Consider the following 25,911-nt stretch of genomic DNA (forward strand, 5'->3'; position numbering starts at 1 on the left):
TATGGGATCAAAACAAAACAAGCTCATTCGCCTGAGCATCACTTATTTTATCCTTTTCATTGCCTCCATTTGTATTCTATATCCACTGCTTTGGACGATCGGTGCTTCCTTTAACCCTGGGAACAGCCTCATGAGTACAAGCATGTTTCCGAAGAATCCAACGTTCAGCCACTTCACCGAGCTGTTCTTCGGTCAGGGGGCACTTTATGCAAAATGGTATTGGAACTCAATGAAGATCAGTATTGCCACAATGGTTTTAACGCTCGTTCTTGTCAGTTTTACAGGCTATGCCTTTTCCAGATTCCGCTTCAAAGGACGGAAAAATGGGCTGATGCTCTTTTTGCTGCTGCAAATGATTCCTCAATTTTCAGCGCTGATAGCGATTTTTGTTCTTGCTCAAATGCTTGGACTCATTAACAGCCACCTTGCCCTGATTTTGATTTATGCAGGTGGACAAATTCCGATGAATACGTATTTAATGAAAGGCTATCTTGATGCGATTCCAAAGGATCTCGATGAATCAGCCAGAATGGACGGCGCAGGGCATTTCCGGATTTTCATCCAAATTATTATGCCGCTCGCTAAGCCCATCTTAGCTGTTGTCGCAATCAACTCATTTACAGGTCCGCTGGGTGATTTCATCATTTCCAGTGTCATTGTCCGCTCACCCGAAATGTATACGCTCCCAATCGGTCTGTACAATCTTGTGTCAGACAAAATGGGTGCAAGCTACACGACCTTTGCAGCCGGGGCTTTACTCATTGCGATTCCAGTCGCTTTATTGTTCCTTGTTTTACAAAAACAATTTGTGTCCGGTCTCACACAAGGCGGGACAAAAGGATAAGGGGAGATTTGATGAAGAAATGGTTGCTTGTCACTGTTGTCGTTTTCTTTCTGATGGGATTAGGTATTCTGCCTGAAGCAAGGGCCGATACGATTTCTGTGAAACCGGTCAATGGACTGCAAGGTGATTTCATCAAGGGAGCCGATATCTCGATGCTTGCAGAAGTGGAGAAAAGCGGCGGCAAATACTACAACCAGAACGGACAGCAGGTTGATCCGCTCAAGCTATTAAAGGATAAAGGCGTCAACTATGTGCGTATCAGACTGTGGAACCATCCATATGACAATCAAGGCCGTGCCTATAACGGCGGCACAAATGATCTCAACACAGCCATCGCTTTATCGAAACGTGCAAAAGCACAAAACATGAAAGTGCTGCTTGATTTTCACTACAGTGATTTCTGGACTGACCCCGGTAAACAATTCAAACCGAAAGCGTGGGCATCCCTCTCACAAAGCGATTTAGAAAAAGCGGTCGGCACTTACACAGGTGATGTGCTCAAAGCGATGAGAGCGCAAAATGCCTTGCCGAATATGGTTCAGGTCGGGAATGAGTTGAACTCAGGTATGCTGTGGCCAAACGGAAAAAGCTGGGGTGAAGGCGGTGGTGAATTTGACCGGCTCGCTGCTCTGCTAAAAGCTGGCACAAATGCCGTCCGCTCTGTCGATTCAAACATCAAAATCATGCTTCACCTTGCACATGGCGGAGACAATGGTGCATCCCGCTGGTGGTTTGATGAAATCACAAAACGAGGCGTCTCCTTCGATACGATCGGTTTATCTTATTACCCGTATTGGGACGGCGGCTTTAGCGGTCTTACGTCCAATATGAATGATATCAGTGCCCGCTATAATAAAGACGTGATCGTGGTAGAAACTGCTTACGGCTTTACGACAGCAAACGGTGACAACCTAGATAACTCATTTAACCAAGACTCTGTCAATACAGCCGGTTATCCAGCCTCACCTCAAGGCCAGGCATCTTTTATACGAGATCTATCCGAAAAAATTTCACAAGTAAACAACAACCGCGGGAAGGGGTTCTTTTATTGGGAGCCGCTTTGGATTCCAGCGAAAGGTGCTCCGTGGTCTAGTCAATACGGGCTCGCTTATATCCAAACAACCGGGACTGTCGGAAATGCGTGGGAAAATCAAGCGATGTTTGATTTCAACGGAAAAGCACTGCCTTCTCTTGATGTATTTAAACAAATGACACCGTAACTAAAAGGATAGGACGTGACAAAATGGGAAAGCGTTACCCACTCGTTCACCCAAATGTGAAAGGTTTTTTGCATGGTGGCGATTACAATCCAGATCAATGGCTGCATATGCCCGAGATCATAGACGAAGATTTTCGATTAATGAAGCTTGCACACTGTCAAACATTCTCCATCAACATTTTCGCATGGAGTAAGCTAGAGCCAGCAGAGGGTCAGTATGACTTTGCATGGCTGGATGACATCATGGACCGCTTGGCAGCACAGGGGGCACACGCCATTCTCGCAACGCCAAGCGGAGCAAGACCTGCTTGGCTGTCACAAACATATCCAGAAGTATTGCGCGTCGAAGCGAATCGTCAGCGTAACTTACATGGACTGCGCCATAATCATTGCTTCACCTCTCCGGTTTATCGAGAAAAAACGAATACACTCAACCGGCTGCTTGCGGAACGCTACAAGGATCATCCAGCACTGATCATGTGGCACATTTCGAATGAGTACGGCGGCGAGTGTCATTGCGACCTGTGCCAGGAAGCATTTCGAGACTATTTGAAGGACAAATACAACCACGATCTTGAGGCTTTGAATCAAGCATGGTGGACGGGATTTTGGAGCCACACGTATAGTGATTGGTCACAAATCGAGTCACCCGCACCACACGGGGAGCACATGATTCACGGCATGAACCTGGATTGGAAGCGCTTTGTCACAGCACAAACGATCAATTTTTATCAAAATGAAATTAAGCCGCTGCGGGAATTGACGCCTCATATCCCAGTAACCACGAACTTTATGGGCGACTATCCGCATATGCGTCCATTTCTTGGGCTGGATTATCATCAATTTGCAAAAGAGGTCGATGTGATCTCATGGGATAGCTATCCTGCTTGGCACAGCGGCAGAGAAACAACGGCCGAATTAGCATCGAACGTTGCCTTTGTACATGATTTGTATCGTTCCTTAAAGGACGGACAGCCGTTTCTCGTCATGGAGAGTACGCCGAGCCTTGTAAACTGGCATGAAGTGAACAAGGTCAAACATAAAGGCATGGCACACCTTTCTGCCATGCAGGCAATTGCCCACGGATCAGACTCCGTGCTTTATTTCCAGTGGCGGCAAGGCCGAGGCGCCTCTGAGAAATTCCACGGTGCCGTTGTCGATCATTCTGGTCATGAACATACGCGCGTGTTTCAAGAGGTAGCTGATCTAGGGAAACAACTGGAGCAGCTGCACCCAATTGCGGGCACATCCGTTCAGCCAGAGGTCGCCATCATTTATGATTGGGAAAATCACTGGGCCATTGATGATGCGCAAGGCTTAAATAATACAAACAAACGCTATGTAGAGGCTTGTCAAACTCACTATCGAAGCTTTTGGAAAAAAGGTATCTCTGTTGACATAGTCGGGATGGAAAAGGATTTCTCATCCTATCGTGTGCTCATTGGGCCAATGCTCTACATGATCAAACCAGGCGTTGCAGAAAAAATTGAAGCCTTTGTCAAAGAGGGGGGCATTTTTATCGCGACTTACTGGAGCGGCATAGTCGACGAAAATGATCTCTGTTTCCTCGGCGGTTTCCCTGGTCCTCTCCGCCATGTACTTGGCATTTGGGCAGAGGAAATCAACACATTGATGCCTGATGAACATGTGTTAATGACCACAGGGAATGGACGCACCTATCATGTCGGACAATATTGCGAATCTATACATCCTGAAACGGCCTCTGTGTTAGGGCATTTTGAGAATGGCTGCTACGAAGGACAGCCAGCCCTGACTGTCCGTTCATTAGAAAAAGGGAAAGCATACTATATGGCCTCAGAAAATGAGCAGTCTTTTTATGATGAGTTTTACGAAGACCTTATCGCAGGTATTGGCATACAGCCCGTCCTATCCACTGCAATTCCAGAAGGAGTCAGTGTACAAAAACGAACAGACGGGTCGCAGGACTATGTGTTTTTGATGAATTTTACAGAAGAGCAGCAGAACATGTCACTAGATTCAGAGGCAAGCTATGAGAATATGCTGACTGGACAGCAAGTGCCTGAGCAGCTTCAACTTAATCCTTACGAGTATGTCATCTTGAAAAATCGTTGAAAGAAGCGTCCATTTATTGGGCGCTTTTTAATTTAATAAGTCTAAATACCCATATTAATTATTGTGAACTTTAATCGTTATTTTTATCTAAATTTTTTTACAATATTTGATGCCGCGCCACGACTGGTCCATCCATCCTTTTTTACCATTTTATATGTATGAAAGCGGTTGCTTAATACTCATAAATTTGATACCCTTTTTTTCAATGCACCTGTGGGAATGCATTGGATGAAAAGTATAGACAAATGTAAACGTTTTATTTGTAGGGGGAGGGGCTTATGTTAACGTTTGTTGGATTGATGATTATTTTAACGATTGTTGTGCTGCTGATTTGGGGGAAAGCAAGTCCAATTGTCGCCATGGTCATGGTGCCTTTAATAGGGGCGCTCATTGCGGGATTTGGGATCAATGACATTCAAACCTTCTTTGAGGAAGGGATTATCAAAGTATTGCCGGTGGCGACCATGTTTATCTTCGCCATTTTATTTTTTGGTATTTTGCAAGATACAGGGTTCTTTGAACCTGTAATTAAGACTTTAATCAAGCTGACAAAAGGAAATGTTGTCACAGTTGCAATGGGAACTGCTTTGATTGGGGTTATCGCACACTTAGACGGAGCAGGGGCTACGACCTTTTTATTAACTGTACCTGCACTGCTTCCGCTTTATAAAAAATTACATATGAGTCCTTATTTACTGCTGTTATTAATCGGGACGAGTGCTGGATTAACCAATATGATTCCATGGGCTGGACCGACTGGACGGGCAGCAAGTGTCCTGAATATGGACCCCTCTGAACTCTGGGTGCCGCTCATTCCAATTCAGCTCATTGGCGTTGTACTCGTGTTAGGAATGGCATTCATTTTAGGAAAGAGAGAAGAAAAGCGAATTCGGGTGAAAATTGCTGCAAATGAAATAGCTGCGGTTCAACTAGAAGGTGCAGATTGGGATCGTGCCATTCAGTCTATTAGTGAAACGGGAGACGCCTCTTTAAAGCGTTATCATCTCATTTGGGTGAACCTTGTTCTGTTTTTGTGTGTTGTGGTGCTTCTCGTGTTGAACGTGATGCCTGCTAGTTTTATGTTTATGATTGGCCTGTCTCTCGCACTATTAATTAACTTTCCGAATGTGAATCTGCAAATGGAAAGGATCAAGGCACACGCACCTAGTGCGCTGATGATGGCGGCTGTGATTTTTTCCGCAGGGTCATTTTTAGGAATTCTTGAAGGCACAGGGATGCTGAAAGCCATTGCTGTTGACAGTATTCACATTTTACCAGCCTTCTTGCTGCCATTTTTACATATCATTGTTGGGATGCTTGGAGTGCCGCTTGATATGCTGACAAGTACAGACGCCTATTATTACGCTCTTCTGCCAATTGTTGAATCCATTACATCTGAAGTTGGCGTACCAGGCACTTCTGCGGCATATGCCATGATGATTGGGAACATCATTGGAACCTTTGTCAGCCCGCTTGCTCCCGCTGTTTGGCTCGCTGTAGGTCTTGCAGGGGTTGATATGGGGAAACACATCCGCTACTCCTTCTTTTGGATGTGGGGATTCAGTATTATCCTTCTGTTCGTGGCGATGCTGATTGGCATCATTTAAAAAGAAAGACATGCGCGGATATGCGCATGTCTTTTCTTTCATTATGAAGGATATTCACTTGTGTGAATGTCTGAATTCGGCTTTCTAATAAGAGACATTAATCCAATGATAAACAATAGAACCATTGGAGCGAATGCAAGGCCAACTGTTCCAATTAAAAGAGTCACAGCAGAAACCAAGAAAAGAATACCTGAAAGCACGGCACGACGGTCGGTTTTCAAGAAAATCACACCTACAATCGACAGCACAGCCGCAATTGCGGAAACGACCATGAACTGAGTACCAAACGCATGAACCGAAGCCTGAAGCGTTTCAATCGGCAATGTTTCCCCTTCCTCTTTTAACACTTCATTGATTTCATCATAAAATGATGGACCCACAGAAAGGATTAATGCCCCAAACCCGACACCAATGGCATTGAGGACAATACTAATAATCCCCATAATTTTTTCACCTTTACGTTTAATCATGTGTAAACCTCCTAAAAAGTTAAATTAACCTGTTTTTACTTCTCGTTTTTGGAAAACGATTAAGGCAATAGCTAAGAAAATAGCCCAATAGATGACTAGGACGGTTAGTGAGAATCCTAGAGACATACCATCGATAATAGTAACCTGTTCCATAAAGTATTGAGATGGATCGTTTGCAAATAACAGATATTTTGACCAATCAAAGAAGAGCATTAAAATACCTGTGACTGATCCACCCACAATATACGCTAAAACACTAATGGCAATGGAGATAGCTTCACTTCTAAATACTGTAGAAATGGCAAACGAAAGGGTTCCCAAAACGACAAACATTGCACAATGAGCAAGATAATAATAGACCATATTTGCAAACTGCGAACGTTCAATCACTTCACCATTTTGATACACCAAATTCACATAATCAGTGTTAAGTCCAAAGAAAATAGCACCCAATATGAATGACAAGATAAATAGCACCACAACAAGTAAAAGAGCATACAGCTGCACCGTAATATATTTAGATATTAGGATCTTTAGCCTTGATGGTGGACGAATCAATAATAATTTAATTGTACCATGCTTGTATTCAGCCGATACAATGGTGGAAGCAATAATGATCACAAACACACCGACTAGCTGAAGTAAATTGGCGTTTGTTTTCACATAGTCCCATACACTGTCTCTAAACTGATCAGCTGGCGGCAAGTTATGCTTGATTCGATAATCATTAATAGTGATCTCTTTTTCAAGCTCTCTTTTAAAGAAACCATTCTCTGTCTCTTTGAGCTCCTTCTTGTTTTCCTTATTCATCATTTCTAGCTGGGTTTTCCAATCACCTGAAGCTTGATCTTTGTCATTTGTTTTCACTACAAAGATCAACGTGGCAACCATACCTAAAACAAGAAGCCCAACCATAATCCAAGTACCAACACGAAAACTGATCTTCATCCACTCGTTTTGAATGAGGCGAATCATACGTCTGCCTCCTTTTTACCTGTTAAGCTTAAGAACTTATCTTCTAAGGTTTGTTTTTCAATTTTGATCTCGTACAAATGAATAGACGCGCTGCTCAAATGACGGATTAATTCTGGCATTTTTTGTTCTGGCATAGAGAAAAATAAGTACTGCTCCTCTTCTCTTACAGTGACGCCTTCCTCAAATGCATCAATGAGCTTCTGTGCTTCTTCAAGCTCCCCGGCTGCTACCTTCATTCGATAATTAACCAAATCATCCTGCTTCGTCTCAGCACGCTGATCCTCAATCGCAATCAGCTTTCCGGTTTGGATAATTGCAAAGCGATCACACATCAATTCCATCTCTGACATGAGGTGACTTGAAACAATTACAGCCAGCCCTTCTTCCTTCGCAAGCCTTCTCAAGTAATCTCGTATCATTCGAATCCCCTCAGGATCAAGTCCATTGGTCGGCTCATCTAAGATTAGCAGTTTCGGTCTATGTATGAGTGCCTGCGCAATGCCCAATCGCTGTTTCATTCCTAATGAAAATGTACGCACACGTTTATGCTTCACATGCTGCAAGCTGACTAGCTCTAACAGCTCATCAATTCGCGCTTCATCCACTTTCCCATTCATTCTGGCAAAGTGAACAAGATTTTGTCTTGCCGTTAAATGATTATACATTTCTGGATTTTCAATAATCGCACCGACATGTTGGATGGCATGCTGATAGGATGTTTGAATACTATGGCCATTAATCAGAATGTCACCAGATGTAATGGGAGAAAGACCGACCATCATACGAATGGTTGTTGTTTTCCCTGCACCATTAGGTCCTAAGAAGCCAAAGACTTCGCCCGCTTGGACAGAAAAGCTCAAGTCTTGAACAATCTTTTTCCCGCTAATATGTCTAGATACATTATGCAGTTCTAAAACGTTCGTCACGTTACCTCTCCTTCTTTGTCTAAGTATCATCTATCATTCTATTTCCTGATAAACACCATGATCCGTCAAAAATAGAAGAACACTTCCATATGGTACAGCAATGCCCAAAAGTTGTGAAGGGGATTAGCCAAAATTTAGCGAATCATCTGCCTTTTTTAAGGTAGAGTTAAGGTAATGATTTAAAAAACTCTAATTCTATATTACTTAAAGACTGTGGGATTCAAAATGCGATCCCGTCTTACTCTCGTAACATAAATATATAATAGAGGCATGCAATAAGGTGTAAAGATAAGTCCCCCTGTTTTTTTCAATACTCACTGTTGCAGGAGGGATTATTTTATCGTATGTAATTTCAGCTATCGTCTGCTCTGAGCTTTCTAATCTTACACGATTATTGGCAATACCCTTCTTTAGATAATATGTAGTATCATCTATTACTAATTTCATCATTGGATTTATTTTGATTTTAGTTCTATCTTCTAATATTAACTTTCCTTTACCTTTACATTCTATCACCCAATTTGAACGAAACATGGATTGGAGGGATTTATTTTCAATAGCTGTTACAACCATATTAGAATTCGAATCCATTACCTCAACATTCACATAAAACTCATCAAATATGTAATCAATCAACTTTTCCACTTTATTTGTATAAAATCTTTTTATAAATCCAATGTTAACACCATCTTTATTAATAATTGGTATACATTTGGTCGTTTTTTTAATTACAGGCTTCTTAAAATACCCAAACTCCATTTTTATCTCCCATTTATTTTTTGGACTCAATTAATTTATGAAATGATAAGCTTAAATTATTCCAATAATGTATACGGATATTCCTTTGAATAGTTCCTCATCATTTTAATAAATATAAAACACCTAATTTATTAAGGGATATGTTTCCTTTAACAATTTAGGTGTTTTTTGTACAACTACAACATTCTTATACTTATTTCTTGCTCAGATTTAGCCTTAATCGGCAAGTTCTAATAGTATAGCTTTTTTTGTTTATATCTTCTTCACAAACTCTGATTTTAATTTCATTGCGCCGAAGCTAGGAATTTTACAATCAATGTTATGATCGCCTTCAACTAAACGAATGCCTTTGACCTTCGTTCCTATTTTCAAAACGGATGATGAACCTTTTACTTTTAGGTCTTTAATGACAGAGACCGTGTCCCCATCACTTAACAGGTTCCCATTCGCATCTTTGACAACAAGCTGTTCCTCTGCCGCTTGTTCTTGTTCAAGTGACCATTCATGCGCACATTCAGGACAAATCAGCAAACTGCCGTCCTCGTAAGTATAAGGTGAGCTGCACGAAGGACAATTCGGTAGATTAGACATTTTTGTTTCCTCCAACTTTCTACATCATTTATATCGATTTTACCACATTTATATAAAAGGAATGTGATAGAAAAGGAAACATTTTTCATCGTTTACTTCTTTCTCCTAATTTTTAACGCAGCCGCGATATTCCGAGCTGTTCTTTCTACATGAAGAGCCGCATCTCGTATCGCCTCAGACAGAGAGGTAATACCTGGAACGATACTAAACAGTGCATCAATTCCATGATCGTGTACGACTCCACTGTCGTTTGCAAGAGAGCCTGCAATACCAATCACAGGCAGATTATACTGCTTTGCTGCTTTGGCTACGCCGATTGGGGTTTTTCCATAAATGGTCTGCCGGTCAATTCGGCCTTCTCCCGTAATGACAAGGTCTGCCTCCTTGATGACGTCATCAAAATGAACAGCCTTCAGCACAATATCGATTCCTCTTTGCAAATCAGCTTTTAAAAAGCCTAATAAACTCGCACCAAGCCCTCCTGCCGCTCCTGCCCCTGCTGCATCTCCAAAGGAGACATTGAACTGCTTTTCAGCTACTTGTGCAAAATGAGCCAGATTCTTGTCTAACACTTGAACCATTTCTTCATCTGCTCCCTTTTGAGGACCGAAAACAGCAGACGCTCCTCTCTCACCCGTTAAAGGATTATCCACATCACAAGCCGCCTCCAGACGGACGGATTGCAGTCTTGGATCGAGTCCAGATAAATTAATTGAAGCTAATTGATGAAGTGCCCCGCCGCCTGACGTCAGGGAATGTCCTGTTTTATCAAGGAAATCTGCACCTAATCCTTGCATCATCCCAACACCGCCATCATTTGTTGCACTTCCGCCAAGGCCAATGATCACGTGCTTCGCTCCTTTATCCAGCGCTGCAAGTATTAATTCTCCAGTTCCTCTAGATGTGGTCCATAATGGATTACGTTTTTCTCGCGGTACAAGATGTAAACCAGAGGCTGCAGCCATCTCTATGACAGCAGTCTGACCGTCTCCTAACATGCCAAAAAAGGCATTCACTGGCTCACCAAGCGGGCCCGTGACCACTTGATGAACAATGTGTCCGCCAGTCGCATCAACCAACGATTGAACGGTCCCCTCTCCTCCATCTGCCATTGGCAGTTTGATATACTCTGCGTTTGGCAAAATAGAACGAAATCCTCGTTCAATGGCACATGCTGTCTCATAAGCAGATAAACTTTCTTTAAATGAATCTGGTGCGATCACAATTTTCATCCTAAAGCCCCTCTTTTCTTATCATGTCCTCAGCCAAACAGCTGGAAAACGCCAAAAATAATGGTCGATACAACGGTTAACGTCAAACCGATTAACGATTCAAAAGGCATGAGCTTCAAACGCTCTTTAATATCCATTTGAACACTTCCTGCTGTTGCATGGAAAAAGCTCCCGTGCGGCATATGGTCAAGCACTGTTGCGCCAGCATGAATCATGGCTGCTCCTGAAAGAGCAGATACACCAAGCCCAATCAGTGTTCCGCTAAACACACCACTCGCTACCGCCGTTCCTGCTGTTGTCGAAGCGGTCGCGGCTGACATAAATATCCCTGAAGTTGGCGCAAGTAAATATGGAGGTAAACCCGATGCATCCAGTGCCTGAATAAACACATCTTTTAAGGAAGAATTTGATACGATTCCTGCTAATGTACCTGTCCCTAATAACATGATCGCTACACCTGACATTTTATGAAGCCCCGACATCGCATAATCATTGAGAAATTTCCCTTTTTTCATGAAAAGAGCACCTACAATCCCTCCAATCGGTAAAGCGATCATTGGGTCTATATTGATTTGAAAAAGCGGCCTTAAAGCCAACAATAAAATGGTAACCAGCGGACCAGCCAGTGCTTGAAAAAAAGAAGGTATTTGAACTTTACTTTGCCCAGTTTCTTCTTCAAGAACGGGCGTCCCTTTGTTTGCAAGCTTTTTAGCTAATACATATGTAACAGCCAACCCGAACACAGCTGGAATGATTCCAGCAGCCATCATTGAAGTCAGAGGTACACCAAAAGCGTCTGAAGCGGCAATGGCATTCGGATTCGGTGACATGATATTTCCTGCCTTCCCGCCTCCAATCATAGCAAGGAGTATTCCCGTTTTTGAGAGCTTTGCGCGTTTGGCAATGGCAAGTGCGATGGGCGCTACTGTGATAACCGCAACATCTACAAAAACGCCCACTGTTGTTAAAATCATCGTTGCAAGAGCGAGTGCTAATAGTGCCCTCGCCTCACCAAGCCTTCTCACGATGGCCTCAGCGATAGATAACGCTGCACCTGATTCAATGAGAACACCAGCCAGTACACCTGCGGCCATAATTCTAAGGACAGCCGGAATCATGTCCTTAGCACCTTCCATCATAACGTTGACGGTCTGAACAATGTCTACACCGCCAACCAATCCGCCTATGAATGCACCTGCCAGCATGCCATAAGCAGGTGATACTTTTTTTAGAATGAGAACAATCGCGATCACAAGCGCCGCCATGGCTCCCAAAGTACTTACCGTCACATCTCCACCCATTCTCAAGTCCCCCTAAAAATATCTTCCTCCAATTGTAAGCGTTTACCCTAAGGGGTTGTGTTGTGAATCTGGATGAACTTTTTTAACTGACCACTCTTCCGAATTGTGCATTTGCACAATCAATATAGTTGAGTCATTAGCTGCGCCATATAAAGCTCGATTAACTGTTTTACATGACGAGGGTCTTTTCCGGTCAATCCTTGAATTTTGTCTAAACGATAACGCAATGTATTCCGATGAATAAATAAACGATCAACAATTCTTTGCAAATCACCGCCCTCTTCAATGTAAACCCTTAATGTATGGGCTAGCTCTGCTTCTTGTGTCAAAGGCTTGTAAAAGTCAGTCCATCGACTGTTCTTTTCAGCAATTCCCACCTTCATGAATAAGCTTTCCAGCTGATACGATTCAAAGAAATACATACTTTCTTCCGGATCAAGAGCCTTCCCTAACCTCAGGGCTTCTCTCGCATGCTGAAAAGAAATTGGCAGCTGGCTGATGTCTTCAGCGACAGTCCCTATCCCCACTAACACTTGGCTTCCTACTGCTCTTTGCATTGTTTTTTGCAGATGACCTGCCGCCTGCTTTACTCGATGTTCAGGTATGGGCTGACTTAAAAGAATCAATTCATGACAAAAGGTCATGCCAAGTAAATCATCCGCATTCTTATCATATTGAATCGCATGCATCAATTTATGAACAGCATCCTCTGAGGATGGAACTGGCTGAAAAACAATAGCCATTCGGCGCTTGTCTAAATCCATCCCCAGCCAAGCAGCTCGATTTTTCAGCTGATGATCCCCAACATCAGAATATGAAATCAACTGATTGACAATTTCACTCTCTATTCGATGACGCCATTGAACCCGCTCAAGCAGAAAAGATTGCTCTAACACCAGTTCAGCTGCCATCTTCACCAGCTCGGCATGATGCCGAATGTCCTCTGGTTCACCAGTAATTCCAATCACACCAACTACTTGTTCATGGAAGCAGATAGGCAAGTTAATTCCAGGTTTCACCCCTTCTAAGCGCAAAGAGGTCTCCTGGTCAATTTCCACACTGTTCCCGCTTGTCAGCACAAGCCGTGCACCATCATGTTTATGGCCAATCCTGTTTCGTTCACCAGAACCAATAATGACACCATCTGCATTCATCACATTGATGTTTTTATGTAAAATATGCATCGTACGTTCAACCATTTCTTGAGCCAATTCACTGGTCAAAAATTGCATTTGTCATCTCCCCTGAAGGTTTTTTTCATTCAATGTATCATAGTGTCTTTGAACAATAAATGCAAAGTGTTTTAAAACCAGCCATTGACAAAGACACCCTGAAAAGTGTTTAATCAAATCAAGAACCGACCGACAGTCTAGTTGAAAGAAAGGATGGCTTTATGAGAACCGTTAAACATCCTGAGGAACGTAAAAATGACATATTAAACGCAGCCGAAGCGCTTTTTTCAACCAAAGGCTATCAGAAAACAACGATTATTGACATATTAAAAGCCGTTGGCATCGCAAAAGGCACCTTTTACTACTACTTTGCATCCAAAGAAGAAGTAATGGATGCCATTATTGACAGGATCATCAAAGAAGATATCATCGTGGCAAAGCGTATTGCAGCTGAGCCAGACCTTCCAGTCGTTGACAAACTATTTCGTATCATCATGGCGCAATCACCTCAGCAAGGAAGCCATAAACAGGGCATGATCGATCAGTTCCATCAGCCTTCTAATGCAGAAATGCATCAAAAAAGCTTAATCAAAGCCATTAAAGAACTATCACCCGTGTTGGCAGATGTCATTCAGCAAGGTGTAGAGGAAGGGACATTCAAAACGAAGTATCCGCAAGAGACGGTTGAATTTCTCCTTGCTTCTGCACAGGTCATATTTGATGAAGGCCTTTTTCAATGGACAGCCGAAGAAAGTATACAACGCGCTTTAGCTTTTATAGATATACTCGAATCCTCATTGCATGCAGAAAAGGGGAGCTTTTCATTCCTGCTGAAGCGATTATCTGGAGAGCTGGATGAAAATAATCAGTGATTGGTCACTTCAATACCAATCCTGCATACATTATAGACTGACGGTCGGTCTAAAAGGAGAGTGATATTCATGTCTTTGTTATCCAAAAGAGGGTCATCCCACTTTATCTACCTCGTTCTCGGACAGATTATTTCCGTTTTCGGATCTTCTCTCATTCGATTTGTTCTATCTTTACACGTACTGGATATGACGCATCGAGTTGATTTATATGCCTTACTTTTCGCTTTATCCAATATCCCGCTCCTTCTCTCACCGTTAGCTGGTGCAATCGCTGACCGATTTAACAGAAGGAATTTAATGATTTTATTTGATGTCCTCACCGGCATGATGATTCTTGCCTTTTATTTTTGGTTATTTTCGGGAAATGATTCACTCTATATGATCGGAGCTGTCATGATAATGCTTGGCGTGATGAGTACGTTCTATGCTCCCGCTGTCATGTCCAGCATTCCACAGCTAGTGAAACAAGAGCAATTAGAACAAGCAAACGGCATTGTCAATGGCGTTCAGGCACTTTCAGGTGTTCTCGCACCTATTATCGGAGGAGTTCTATACGGAATGATTGGAAGCCAAGCCATCATCGGTGCGAGTGCCATCGTATTTTTTCTATCAGCCTGCATGCTTTTACGGCTAAACATTTCCTTCTCCCCTAGTCCGCTGACAGAGTCCATGAGCAAGGTACTCATAAAAGATATGAAACAAGGATTTTCTTATATTGGCAGCCAGCCATTTTTAAAAAAAGCCATGCTGCTTGCCGCAATGTTAAATTTCATCCTTACACCATTTTTTATTGTTGGGGGTCCAATCATTTTAAGGGTCACAATGAAGAGCAGTGACATCATGTATGGAATAGGCATGGGCTTGATTGAGTTCGCTGTCATCGCGGGGGCTCTGCTAGTTGGACTTGTAGCGAAGCATTGGCGCATTCCTACTTTATATCGCTGGCTTCTTGTCATCGCAGTCATCTTGCTGCCTATGGCGCTTTCAACATCCAAAACAGCTCTTCAATTTGGTACTTATCCAGCTTATTTTCTCTTTTTAGCAGGATGTCTTCCAATTGCTATGCTGCTAACTATGATCTCAATCGTTGTGATTTCACATGTTCAAAAGAAAACACCAAATCATCAATTAGGAAAAGTAATGGCCAATCTGACAATGGTTTCTCAATGTGCTGCTCCGCTTGGCCAAATGATGTATGGATTTTTGTTCAATACGTTTTCAGCCACCATGTATGTGACGGTGCTCATCGTCAGTACTTTCATGTTTGCACTAGCCTGCTTAACAAAAAATATGCTTCAGCATGAAGGAGAAGCAGCCTCATGAGATTAGCGTTTATAAAGAAAGACTTAACCCGACACCGTCTCATTTCAATCGGCTTAACCATTTGCATCATGATGACTTCATTTCTCGCAGCAAGTGCAGCTCAAATGATCGTACAGCTGAATGGTTCCATTTCTAACCTGCTCCATTCTGCCAAAGCGCCAGACTTTGTCCAAATGCATGACGGCGACCTAAATGAAAAAGACATTGAAGTATTTTCAAGCAAGCAATCCATGGTAAAAGCCCATCAAATCGTCCCAATGATACCAATTGAACATGCAAACATCAGGTTCGGACATGAGCCTGCCAAAGCAGGTGTGATGGATCATTTATTTGTGAAGCAAAATTACAACTTTGATTTTCTTCTAGATGAACAAAACGAAAAGCTTACTGTCAATAAAGGTGAAGTGGCTGTCCCAATTTATTTTCAACAAAAGTATCGGCTTAACATAGGTGAAACATTACTGATTGAGAAAGGAGCTAATCAATTCATCTTTCGCATCAAAGCGTTCTTGCGAGATGCACAAATGAACCCCAGTCTTGTCAGTTCAAAAAGATTTCTTCTTCATAACGAGGATTGGGATGCAATAAATCAAGTGTTTCAACAAAAAGAGTACTTAATCGAATTTTTACTACATGATGCCTCGCAGACAGATGCTTTTCAAGCAATCTATCAATCATCACAGCTGCCACAACAAGGTCCATCTGTCACACTACCTTTACTGCGTATGCTGAATGCATTGACAGATGGAATGGTCATTGCCATTCTCCTGCTTGTTTGCCTGCTACTCATCAGTATAGCCCTTCTCTCTCTCCATCTTGCTATGACGGCTTCTATAGAAGAGGATGAACGTGAAATTGGCATACTGAAGGTGCTTGGGATCCCTTTAACAAGAATCAAGCAATTATACGTTGGTAAATATGCCGCGCTTGCTTGTGCAGGGTGTATAGCAGGATATGTGTTAACGCTTATATTTGGTGATATGTTTACAACCAATATTCACCGTTACATGGGGAATCAGCCTTCTTTTGCTCATTGGTTAATCCCGCTTTTTGTTTCTATTGCGACGGCAATGATCGTCATCTCTTGCAGCTATGCTGTCCTAAGAAAGTTTGGTCAAATATCAGCTGCTCAAGCACTTCAAGGCGTTATCAATTCACCGAATCATAAGAAAAAAATACCTATGCACCTCAAGAAAAGCAGGTTCATACCAATCAATATTTGGCTTGGTTTAAAAGATCTGATATCACGAAAGAAGTTGTACACAACGATTTCTTGTATTATTGCACTCTGTACATTTTTAATGCTCATGCCTATTCAGCTATGGCATACCTTACAATCACCGGATTTCATCACATACCTTGGCTCTGGTAAAAGTGACCTTCGAATGGATATACGCCAAGGAAATCATCTAGCGAAAAATACAAACGAAATAGAATCAATGATTCGTCAAGATCAGAGCATACAAACAGCAGCCATCTATAAAACTACTTCTCTTCAGGTGAAATCAAAGGAGAACACATTAGAAACGCTCTACTTAGAAACAGGTGAGCTCTCAGCATTTCCCCTAAACTATTTAAAAGGGCGGCAGCCTTTAAAGAATGAAGAAATTGCCTTATCCGTATTAAATGCAGATTCACTTCAGAAAAAGATAGGAGAAAAAATCACTCTCGTAAATAATAGGCATGAAATCCAAAGAACGGTGACAGGTATTTATCAGGACGTGACCAATGGAGGCAAAACAGCAAAAGCTATATCACAGCCATTTCCTCAACCAGTTCTTTGGCAAACCCTTCAAATCCAACTAAAACCAGGAGTAAATATTGCAGAGAAAAAGACAATATTTGAAAAAAAGGTATCTCCTGCAAAAGTGACAGATATGAAAGAATACGTTCATCAAACGATCGGCAGCACAGCAGCTATTGTAAAAGTCATTGCATTTTTTGCTGCATTAGCTGCCTTTGGAACCGCCAGCTTAATGCTATTCATGTTTCTGCACATGTTAAAGGCAAAAGATTCGAGCCGAAACCACATGCTAAGAACAATTGGATTTTCTATAACAGATATAACAGCACAATATATAACGAGTTTTATCGTTGTTCTGTGTTTTGGCGCCTTTATTGGAGCAATCGCGGTCAATACCATTGGTCCTGCTTTGATGAGTATAGGTGGAGCAACATTAGGGGCGTCGAGCCTCCAGTGGCTGTCACCGCAATGGGTGTCAGTTGTGTACCCCGTTACACTATTTATTGTCAATTTAGCTTTGACCACCTGGTTATTGAAGGCGTTTTTTTCTAGTCAAACGACAAGGCATACACTTTTATAAGGAGATGTTTCACATGGAACACTTGATTGAAACGAAGCGATTGTCATTGCATATCGATTCATTAAAAGGACAGAAACAAACGATTCTTAAGAATATTCATTTATCGATAAAGCGTGGGGAATTCGTGACCATTATGGGACCTTCTGGATGTGGGAAAACATCCTTACTTTATCAGCTTAGCGGCATAGAAAAAGCTTCAACAGGAGAGATCAAATATAAAGGCCAATCACTATCAGAAATGACAGACAAACAGTTAACTGCTCTGCGCTTAACAGAGATGGGGTTTGTCTTTCAGCACAGCCATTTATTAAAAAATCTTAATCTATTTGACAACATCATTACTGCAGCTTATTTAGCAAAGAAAAAGCCAAGACAAGAATTGAATGAACGAGCTCAATATTTAATGGAAAAACTTGATATTGATCATTTGGCAAATAGATATTTGACAGAAGTATCGGGAGGACAGCTTCAAAGAGCCGCTATCTGCCGAGCGCTCATGAATGAACCAGACATACTTTTTGCTGATGAACCAACAGGGGCTCTTAATTCCAGTACAACGAAGGAAGTGATGAATATTTTTTCAAGAGTACACGCTGAAGGAGCAACACTGCTGCTTGTCACACATGACCCCAAGGTGGCTCTTCGTTCTGAAAAAATCATGTTTATGAATGACGGAGAAATTGCAGACAGTTTACAATTAGGTAGATATGACCATTCAACTGCCGAGAAACGAGAAATGAGATTAAATCAATGGCTGCAAGATTTAGGTTTTTAATTTGAGTAAAAACAGGCAGGAAACTGCCTGTTCTACTTTTTCTGGCACTCAAACGAGTAATCCATAGACAAACTATTTGTTTCTAAGATGATTTTGCCGCCAGCTTGTTGACAAGATTCTGTCAGCAGCTCAATTTCTTTGCTATAAAAGTATCTCTTTGACATATAAACAGTCACTAAAACAAGTAACAGAGTCGCGATAATGACTGTGATTTGTCTATTTAAACTTTGAAATCTTTTTTTCATTTCAACATCCTTTCTAAAAGGTCGGAGTTTGTGTTTAATACTTACTTTTGTCGTCATCTACCAGTTTCTTATCTCATGATCTAGCAACATCATACATGATTTTCTTTCCTAGATCGACCTTCCATTTTTCCTCTGAAATAGTTAAAACTGCTTTATTCCAATTATACGAGTGATATTTTCGTTCATTATCATAAAATCCATTGTATATATCCCTTTTTTAGATTTCCAAAAAGAGATTTTATTCATTTGTGCTAACAAGCAATCACCCTTACAATATCGTACATCACATGACCTTAGGTCCTTTTTATTACCTCTTGTCAATCACTTCGCAGAAACGATTATATTTTACCAAAAATTGTGATATCGTTTTTTATGAAACAGGTGAAAGGATCTTAAAGAGGTGAAATTTCCATGGCTATCATTTCTGCTGAACAGGTGGGGAATCGTTTAAATGATTGGAGAATTGCAATTCGCAAGCATGATGTACACAGTGCAAAAGCAATGTATACAGAATTAAAAGAATTACTTCAAAAAATGGAAGAAAATCAGGAAGTTTTGACCTATTACTCATTGCTAGAAGGCAAGTATAAGCTCATGTTATATGAACGGAGAGGTACAAAACTGAAGGAACAGCCAGAGCCAGATTGCCCCTCTAAAACAAACGACTTAATTGAATACTACTTTTACCTATACAAAGCCCTTTACGCTTCATATAAAAGAGACTATGCATCAGCCATTGGACTGTTTAAAATTGCCGAGAAAAAACTACAACACATTCCTGATGAAATAGAAGTAGCAGAATTTCATACGAAAATCGCTAACTTATATATGCTGCTTCGTCAAAGCCTGATTTCTCTACACTATATTCAGAATGCTATTGATATTTTCAAAAGTCATGAAGGATATGAGAGAAGACTAGCTGCAGCCTTTGTCATCGCCGCTGCTAATTATATGGACATTGGTGACTTTATAAGAGCAGAAGACTACTACAAAAAAGCATTACACATCGCAGACAGTCTCAACGATCATTTTCTAACATCACAGCTTTATCATAATATCAGCATTTTGTACGCCGAAGCTGGCGAATCCAAAAAATGTATTGATGCCCTAGAAAAGGCTCTTAGTGATGAAGACTACCTCTCTTCGTGTTACTTTCATCACTCCATGTACATGTTAATGAAAGAGCTGCTTTCTATCGATGAAAGGACACAAGCTCTCTATTACTTCGAATTGGTGAACCAAAAACATGAATCAGAGAAATGCCCCACCTATACAGCAAAAATGAATTTGCTTTACCATCTATACTTCACTGAAGATATGGCTCAAAAAGCTCAAGCCTGTTTCGATGAAATCAGCATTCTTAAAAAATTAAAAGATGCTGAAGGAGTCTGTGAATTAAGTGCATTAGCTGCAAAACACTTTGAAGAGCTGGGAGCAATTCATCAAGCCTATCTCTTTTTAAAGGAAGCTGATCGCATGAAACATCCTATCATTGACTGGGGGAATTCTAATGAAAAAAATGAGTTTATTGATCATCACTTTGACCATCGTTGTTTTAGGACAAACAGGGGCTTTCAATACATTAAATGATGGCAATCCTGGTACAACAGAACGCCCTATCGGAACTTAATATAACATTGGTCATACAAAGAACCACTCGCCTCATCAAGGCAAGTGGTTCCACATTTATTTTAGTTGCTGATAACATATGAGGCGGTGTATATGTACCGCAAGATAAGTAAGCTCATCATTAGGAATGACGATACTATGCACCTGTTTAATATAGTCTTTGATTTTAAAAGCAACATCCATCGCTTGAGGATATAAGTGTGCAATTTGTTCAAATAACTCATTTTCTTGATCTGATAATAATTTATCAGCATAAAATCTTTCTACGAAGAATTTCACATGTGTAATGAACCGGCTGTAATGAATATTCTCTTGATCCATTTCCATATTCAACGTGTAGCGCACAAGATTGACAATACTTCCGATCATCTTGGCGTATTTCATACCATCTTTCGACTCGGACTCTTCACCTAATGCATTAATTAAGTGAAAGGCGATATTGGCAGCTTCTTCTTTTGGTAATTGTATGCCAAATGTGTCATTGACTAACTCAAGTGCGTAATTTCCTACTTCAAATTCTTCTGTATAGTAATTTTTGATTTCCCAATACACGCGATTCGTAATATTAATATTCTTTTTATGACGTTCCACTGCAAAATTCAAATGATCCATTAAGGTAAAATAAATACCTGAATTTAAATTTGAGTTTAAACGTTTTTCTGCATATTGGACGATGTGTTGAGTTAAATCGATAAATTCCTGAGGCATTGAATCTAACAGTTGAAGAAATTCTTTTGCTCTCATGTTATCGACTGACATAAAGACTTGGTCCGCTTTTTTCTCTTCTATCATTTGACCTGGTTTCTGTCCATAGCCAATTCCTCGGCCGAACAAAACCATCTCCTGTTGGTTCTGATCTTCAGCCAGGACCACGCTCGAGTTTAAAACTTTTTTGATTTTAAACATCGTCATCACCTGTTTTCATGATTGTGGTGTTCAATCAAGCGATTCACCATTTGTCTCAATGACTTTTTTGTACCAATAAAATGAGTCCTTTCGAGATCGTTTTAATGTCCCGTTCCCGTCATCATCTTGATCTACATGAATGAAGCCATAGCGTTTTGACATTTGTGATGTACCTGCACTAATAATATCAATTGAGCCCCAGCTCGTATATCCGAAGAGATCGACGCCTTCTTCAATGGCTTCTCTCATTTGACGGAAATGTTCCTTAAAATAGTTAATACGATAGTCGTCATGAATTGAGCCATCACTTTCAACTACATCCTTTGCACCCATGCCGTTCTCGACAATGATAAGAGGTTTTTGATAGCGATCATACAATTCGATCAAAGAAATTTTCAGACCAACCGGATCAATTTGCCAGCCCCAGTCAGTTGAAGGAAGATAAGGGTTTTTGACTCCACGAATGGTATTTCCTTCTGTCTCTTCTAATCCTTCTTGGGCTGATTCCGTTAAAGACATATAGTAGCTGAATGAGATAAAATCTACTGTGTTTTCCTTTAAAATGGTTAGATCATCTGCTTCCATTTGAATATGAATATCTTTTCTCTCAAGCATGCGCTTGATCAGCGGTGGATACTCGCCAAATACCTGAACATCTGCATAGAAATAGTTTTCTAAGTTTTGTTTCAAAGCTTGTTCCACATCATTCGGGTGGCACGTATGCGGATACGTTGTCAATTTAGTCAGCATACATCCTACTTGGCTACCTGGGATGATACGATGGCAATCTGCTGTTACAAGAGCAGATGCAATAAATTGATGATGAAGTGCTTGGTACACCGTCTCTTCCACTTTTCCTTCTGGACAGCGATCAGGAATAATTCCCGCTGTAATGAAAGAGTGGCGGTGAATACTATCAATTTCATTAAAAGTGAGCCAATATTTCACATCATCTTTATAACGTTCGAAACAAACATTGGCGAACTTTACAAAGAGGTCGATTACTTTTCTTTCAACCCAGCCGTTATATTTCACACTAAGGGCTAATGGCATTTCATAATGAGAGAGTGTCACGATCGGTTCTATGTTGTGTTTTTTCATTTCTGCAAATACATGATCATAAAATTGCAGCCCTTTTTCATTCGGTTCCGCTTCTTCTCCAGTAGGGAAGATACGACTCCATGCAATAGAAATGCGAAGTGTTTGAAATCCCATTTCAGAAAAGAGAGCCAAATCCTCTTTATAATGATGATAGAAATCAACACCTCTGCGCTTTGGGTATTTTTTATCGTCTGGATCTTTCATCGCACGATCTATATTTTCAGTGGTAACAGCAAGATGACCTTCATAATCTTCTACACTCAAGTTGGAACGGTACATTGCAATATCTGCAACAGACGGTCCCTTTCCATCTATATTCCAGGCGCCTTCTGCCTGGTTAGCAGCAATGGCGCCGCCCCATAAAAATCCTTTTGGAAAACCTTTGATTTTTTTCATATGATTATCCTCCTAATTGTGTAACAACCATCAATGTATCTTGACGATTGACCTCTTGTAATGGCTGTACCTTAATATCATATTGATCTGTATTTGTGACTACAGCAAGAGTTACTGGATCATACCCTGCTTCCATGATTTTTTCTAGATCAAATTCAATCAATAAATCACCCGCTTGAACACGCTCTCCAGCCTGCACCTTTGGATGGAAATACTGACCTTCCAACTGAACGGTGTCAATGCCGATGTGGAATAATACTTCAACTCCATGGTCCGTCTTCATACCAAGTGCATGGTTTGTTTCGAACAGTAAGGTTACCTCTCCATCTACTGGTGCATAAAGTGCTCCCTTTGAAGGTACAATGGCAATTCCTTCTCCCATGACCTTTGAAGAGAAAATATCATCTTTCACTTCAGATAGAGAGATCATTTGACCAATCACAGGGCTTTTGAATGTTTCTCCTGCTCCAATTTTTTCAGCAAACCCAGCTTGGGCCTTTGTCTTTTCTTCTACAGTTCGATCTTTACCTAATACAAAAGCAGCGATAAAGGCGACAATAAACGAAATGACCGCTCCAATGATAGCAAACATCAAATTTCGCGGGAGCTCATCTGATATAAACATCGACATGCTTGCTAATCCAGGGCCAACAAGCACAAAGGCTTGTATACCAACTAAACCAATGAAAATCCCGCCAACAAACGAACCAATCATAACACTTCCAAGGACTCGCTTATTTTGCAGTGTCACACCATACAGCGCCGGCTCTGTGATGCCAAAAAATGCTGATATTCCTGCCGAAATGGCTGTTGATCTGAGTACCTTGTCTTTTGTTCGAAGTGCGACAGCAAAACAAGCTCCACTTTCCGCAATATTATGCGCAAGTGATGCTGGTAAATAAAGTGCTTCTTTCCCTAGGTTCCCCATCGTTGTGACTGCATAAGGGACCATTGCTTTGTGCATGCCTGATGCCACCATGAACGGGAGAACCGCTGCTAAAATGGCGACAGCTACCCAGCCTACCGTATTAAACATCGCAAGAATAATAGATGAAAAACCTTGTCCTGCTGTAAAACCAATCGGCCCTAACAGAAGTAGCGTAACTGGTACAGTAATGACCAATGACATCATCGGAACGAAGAAAATCCGAATTGGTTTTGGTGAAAACCGCGTAAAGAATTTTTCCATTTGCGCGTAAAGCAATACAGAAAGGATTGCCGGAAACACTTGATACGCATAAGCTATATTTTTTACATCGAATGAAAGTAATTGCGCACCTTCTGTAAGCATCGCCGTCATGTTCGGCAGAAGGAGCGCACCGACTGCTGATAGTGCGACCAGTGGGTTTACTTTTAGTTTATTCGCCGTCGTTACAGCAACTAGTAAAGGCAGAAAGTAAAGTGGTGCGTCACCTACCATGTTCAGTATTTGATAGGTTTGTCCCTTTGCATCCATCCAGCCTAATAAAGAGAAAAGGAGAAGAAATGATTTTAAAATTCCTCCGCCTGCGATAGCCGGTACAAGCGGCTGGAAGACACCGACAATGAAATCTAACAGAACTGTGCCTGCTTTTCTTTTTTCTTTTGGCTGATTGGATGGCACGTCTTGGCTTGATGAGCTGCTGCCTATTAAACTTGTTACCTTTTGATACACTTCAATGACGTCATTCCCAATGACTACTTGGCATTGTCCTGACATTCTGACAGCTATAACACCTGGTGTTTTTTCTAGTGCTGATACATCTGCTTTTTTCTGATCGATTAGTGTGAAGCGAAGTCTTGTTGAACAATGCTCAAGGTGCGCAATGTTTTCTTTGCCGCCTACATGCTGTAAAACGTCTTTGGCAACTTGTGTGTAATTCATTTTTCCTCCCCCTTTTCTCATACACGAGACCTATATTTTGGCAATAAAAAAAGGACCTAAAACGACAAATAAAAGAAATTCATCGTTTTTAGATCCTGCCTGCATGACCAGTCACATGTCTAATTTATTCATATTGGATTTGCTTTTAGTATATATTGATTATATGAAAGCGTCAACATTTAATTTTCTAAAAATTATTAAGGTCTATATACCCAAATTACTCTTCTTTCATTGTTGAAGTAACCTTCCTGTTTTTTTATACAATAAATATCCTTTTAACACTCACCAAAAACTACTTCCATCTAAAAACCAGATAAGTTTAAAATGACCCATCTGGTTTATCATCATCTATTTTTTCTTTTCTTCAGCCTGCTTTTTGAATGCTTCCGTTTGTTCTTGATATTCCTCTTTCGTGACAGCTTTAAATTCTATTGTACCGCCTGCCATTTTAAAAGGGAATTTAATTGATGTTGCATCTCGATCAGTTTCCCCTAAAATAAACCCCTTTTCAATTGCAGGATAAGTACTCAAATCAAACATTATCCCATCTGAAACACCACCGGCTGTATGTTTCGTTTCTTTATATGGTTCACCACCATCTCCTGGGACCGTTCTCATCAAAAAAGAACCTGCCCATTCAGACTGCATATACATCCGTTTTACTTTTAGAAATAGCTGGTATGAACCATCCTCCGCTGTATACAGATAACCATAAGCGCCTGTTACTTTCTTAATAAAGTTTCTTACATAATCATGGAATCTATTCTCAGAGTCCTCCATCAATTCATCATATCGGTCATGAATGTCCTTTTGAACAGCACGTAGTTTTGTTTGATCAACTGCTTTATATGTGATGCTTTGCTTTTCACCTTGTTTTTTCACAGAAAGATCTTTTTCATCAAGGTGAACTTTATATGTGATCGTCTCTTTCCCTTGCTTCACTTGAAATTCGTAACCGTTTTCAACAGTTTTACCAGTTAATTTATATTTGTTGATAAATAGGTTGGGATCAAAGTGTCTTTTTGGGTTTTCCTCCAAAATGGTTTCATTCAGATAACCAGTGACTTTCCCTTTTCTCTCCGTTACCTTGAACCAGTTCACTTGATCCTTTGTCTTATATACAAAGGCGTAATAGTTGTTCAATACACTCTTTTTTGCATTTGCTTGGTATGCTATCCAGCTGACAGCAACGATGACTATTACCGCTAAAATTGCTACGATCCAGATTTTCGATCTATTCATACATACCTCCTCTGATCATTGATCTGACGGATTTTTATTTTTTC

Annotated in this window: 22 protein-coding genes; 9 read left to right on the forward strand and 13 right to left on the reverse strand. The window is 40.9% G+C overall.

The genetic code is table 11. The features are described from left to right. Position 1 precedes the first annotated feature (1 nt). The 4 genes from MHI23_RS18420 (at position 2) to MHI23_RS18435 (ending at position 5,764) form a co-directional block, all read left to right on the forward strand. Positions 2-844 (forward strand): sugar ABC transporter permease, encoded by an 843-nt coding sequence (locus MHI23_RS18420; RefSeq protein ID WP_024423962.1) that lies wholly within the window; start codon positions 2-4, stop codon positions 842-844. Between the two features lie 11 nt (positions 845-855). Next, positions 856-2,064 (forward strand): glycosyl hydrolase 53 family protein, encoded by a 1,209-nt coding sequence (locus MHI23_RS18425; protein WP_268481248.1) that lies wholly within the window; start codon positions 856-858, stop codon positions 2,062-2,064. Between the two features lie 23 nt (positions 2,065-2,087). Continuing rightward, positions 2,088-4,157, forward strand: a complete 2,070-nt coding sequence (locus MHI23_RS18430; protein WP_125586946.1) for a beta-galactosidase — start codon at positions 2,088-2,090, stop codon at positions 4,155-4,157. Positions 4,158-4,435: 278 nt separating this feature from the next. Beyond that, a complete protein-coding gene (locus tag MHI23_RS18435; protein WP_024427570.1) occupies positions 4,436-5,764 on the forward strand; it encodes a citrate:proton symporter in 1,329 nt (442 codons plus the stop codon). A gap of 41 nt (positions 5,765-5,805) precedes the next feature. Here the strand turns inward: MHI23_RS18435 and MHI23_RS18440 are convergent, their stop codons facing one another. The 8 genes from MHI23_RS18440 to MHI23_RS18475 all read right to left on the reverse strand — a co-directional run bounded on the left by MHI23_RS18440 (position 5,806) and on the right by MHI23_RS18475 (position 13,250). Beyond that, positions 5,806-6,234, reverse strand: coding sequence for a DUF4064 domain-containing protein (locus MHI23_RS18440; RefSeq protein ID WP_024427571.1), 429 nt, complete (start codon positions 6,232-6,234; stop codon positions 5,806-5,808). 24 nt (positions 6,235-6,258) lie between these two features. After that, positions 6,259-7,209 carry an ABC transporter permease gene (locus tag MHI23_RS18445; protein WP_034624085.1) on the reverse strand — a complete coding sequence of 317 codons (951 nt, stop codon included), beginning with the start codon at positions 7,207-7,209 and terminating at the stop codon, positions 6,259-6,261. After that, positions 7,206-8,135 carry an ABC transporter ATP-binding protein gene (locus MHI23_RS18450; RefSeq protein WP_025093740.1) on the reverse strand — a complete coding sequence of 310 codons (930 nt, stop codon included), beginning with the start codon at positions 8,133-8,135 and terminating at the stop codon, positions 7,206-7,208. The genes MHI23_RS18445 and MHI23_RS18450 overlap by 4 nt, the downstream gene beginning before the upstream one ends. Before the next feature lie 204 nt (positions 8,136-8,339). Then, on the reverse strand, positions 8,340-8,894 hold the full coding sequence (locus MHI23_RS18455) for a hypothetical protein (RefSeq protein WP_342492154.1): 555 nt from the start codon (positions 8,892-8,894) through the stop codon (positions 8,340-8,342). Positions 8,895-9,146: 252 nt separating this feature from the next. Then, on the reverse strand, positions 9,147-9,485 hold the full coding sequence (locus MHI23_RS18460; protein WP_034281410.1) for a zinc ribbon domain-containing protein YjdM: 339 nt from the start codon (positions 9,483-9,485) through the stop codon (positions 9,147-9,149). A 92-nt stretch (positions 9,486-9,577) separates the two neighbouring features. Beyond that, positions 9,578-10,717: a glycerate kinase gene (locus MHI23_RS18465; RefSeq protein WP_342492155.1), complete on the reverse strand. Its 1,140-nt coding sequence runs from the start codon at positions 10,715-10,717 to the stop codon at positions 9,578-9,580. A 29-nt stretch (positions 10,718-10,746) separates the two neighbouring features. Continuing rightward, positions 10,747-12,018, reverse strand: a complete 1,272-nt coding sequence (locus MHI23_RS18470; RefSeq protein ID WP_025093737.1) for a GntP family permease — start codon at positions 12,016-12,018, stop codon at positions 10,747-10,749. A 119-nt stretch (positions 12,019-12,137) separates the two neighbouring features. Continuing rightward, the gene (locus MHI23_RS18475; RefSeq protein WP_342492156.1) at positions 12,138-13,250 is read right to left on the reverse strand and encodes a sugar diacid recognition domain-containing protein; all 1,113 of its coding nucleotides are present in this window, start codon (positions 13,248-13,250) and stop codon (positions 12,138-12,140) included. Between the two features lie 161 nt (positions 13,251-13,411). Between MHI23_RS18475 and MHI23_RS18480 the strand changes: the two genes are divergently transcribed. From MHI23_RS18480 to MHI23_RS18495, 4 genes are all read left to right on the forward strand, one after another. Then, positions 13,412-14,062 carry a TetR/AcrR family transcriptional regulator gene (locus MHI23_RS18480; RefSeq protein WP_044334868.1) on the forward strand — a complete coding sequence of 217 codons (651 nt, stop codon included), beginning with the start codon at positions 13,412-13,414 and terminating at the stop codon, positions 14,060-14,062. 69 nt (positions 14,063-14,131) lie between these two features. Beyond that, a complete protein-coding gene (locus MHI23_RS18485; RefSeq protein WP_125586954.1) occupies positions 14,132-15,385 on the forward strand; it encodes an MFS transporter in 1,254 nt (417 codons plus the stop codon). Then, positions 15,382-17,709 carry an ABC transporter permease gene (locus MHI23_RS18490; RefSeq protein WP_342492157.1) on the forward strand — a complete coding sequence of 776 codons (2,328 nt, stop codon included), beginning with the start codon at positions 15,382-15,384 and terminating at the stop codon, positions 17,707-17,709. Before MHI23_RS18485 ends, MHI23_RS18490 begins: the two co-directional genes overlap by 4 nt. Before the next feature lie 13 nt (positions 17,710-17,722). After that, complete coding sequence (locus MHI23_RS18495; RefSeq protein ID WP_342492158.1) at positions 17,723-18,484, forward strand: ABC transporter ATP-binding protein; 762 nt, start codon at positions 17,723-17,725, stop codon at positions 18,482-18,484. Positions 18,485-18,516: 32 nt separating this feature from the next. Here the strand turns inward: MHI23_RS18495 and MHI23_RS18500 are convergent, their stop codons facing one another. Then, positions 18,517-18,786, reverse strand: coding sequence for a hypothetical protein (locus MHI23_RS18500; protein WP_235183653.1), 270 nt, complete (start codon positions 18,784-18,786; stop codon positions 18,517-18,519). Positions 18,787-19,140: 354 nt separating this feature from the next. Here MHI23_RS18500 and MHI23_RS18505 point away from each other — a divergent pair, with 354 nt between their 5' ends. Next, positions 19,141-20,319: a Rap family tetratricopeptide repeat protein gene (locus MHI23_RS18505; RefSeq protein WP_125586960.1), complete on the forward strand. Its 1,179-nt coding sequence runs from the start codon at positions 19,141-19,143 to the stop codon at positions 20,317-20,319. 96 nt (positions 20,320-20,415) lie between these two features. On the opposite strand, the gene MHI23_RS18510 is transcribed toward MHI23_RS18505, so the two are convergent. From MHI23_RS18510 to MHI23_RS18525, 4 genes are all read right to left on the reverse strand, one after another. After that, a complete protein-coding gene (locus MHI23_RS18510) occupies positions 20,416-21,264 on the reverse strand; it encodes a PRD domain-containing protein (RefSeq protein ID WP_125586962.1) in 849 nt (282 codons plus the stop codon). Between the two features lie 30 nt (positions 21,265-21,294). Further along, the gene (locus MHI23_RS18515) at positions 21,295-22,761 is read right to left on the reverse strand and encodes a glycoside hydrolase family 1 protein (RefSeq protein ID WP_342492159.1); all 1,467 of its coding nucleotides are present in this window, start codon (positions 22,759-22,761) and stop codon (positions 21,295-21,297) included. 4 nt (positions 22,762-22,765) lie between these two features. After that, positions 22,766-24,625, reverse strand: coding sequence for a beta-glucoside-specific PTS transporter subunit IIABC (locus MHI23_RS18520; RefSeq protein WP_342492160.1), 1,860 nt, complete (start codon positions 24,623-24,625; stop codon positions 22,766-22,768). 348 nt (positions 24,626-24,973) lie between these two features. After that, positions 24,974-25,867, reverse strand: coding sequence for a hypothetical protein (locus tag MHI23_RS18525; protein ID WP_224426988.1), 894 nt, complete (start codon positions 25,865-25,867; stop codon positions 24,974-24,976). Between the last annotated feature and the right edge of the window lie 44 nt (positions 25,868-25,911).

The sequence above is a fragment of the Bacillus sp. FSL M7-0003 genome (assembly GCF_038628485.1).
Classification (GTDB): Bacteria; Bacillota; Bacilli; order Bacillales; family Bacillaceae; genus Bacillus; species Bacillus safensis.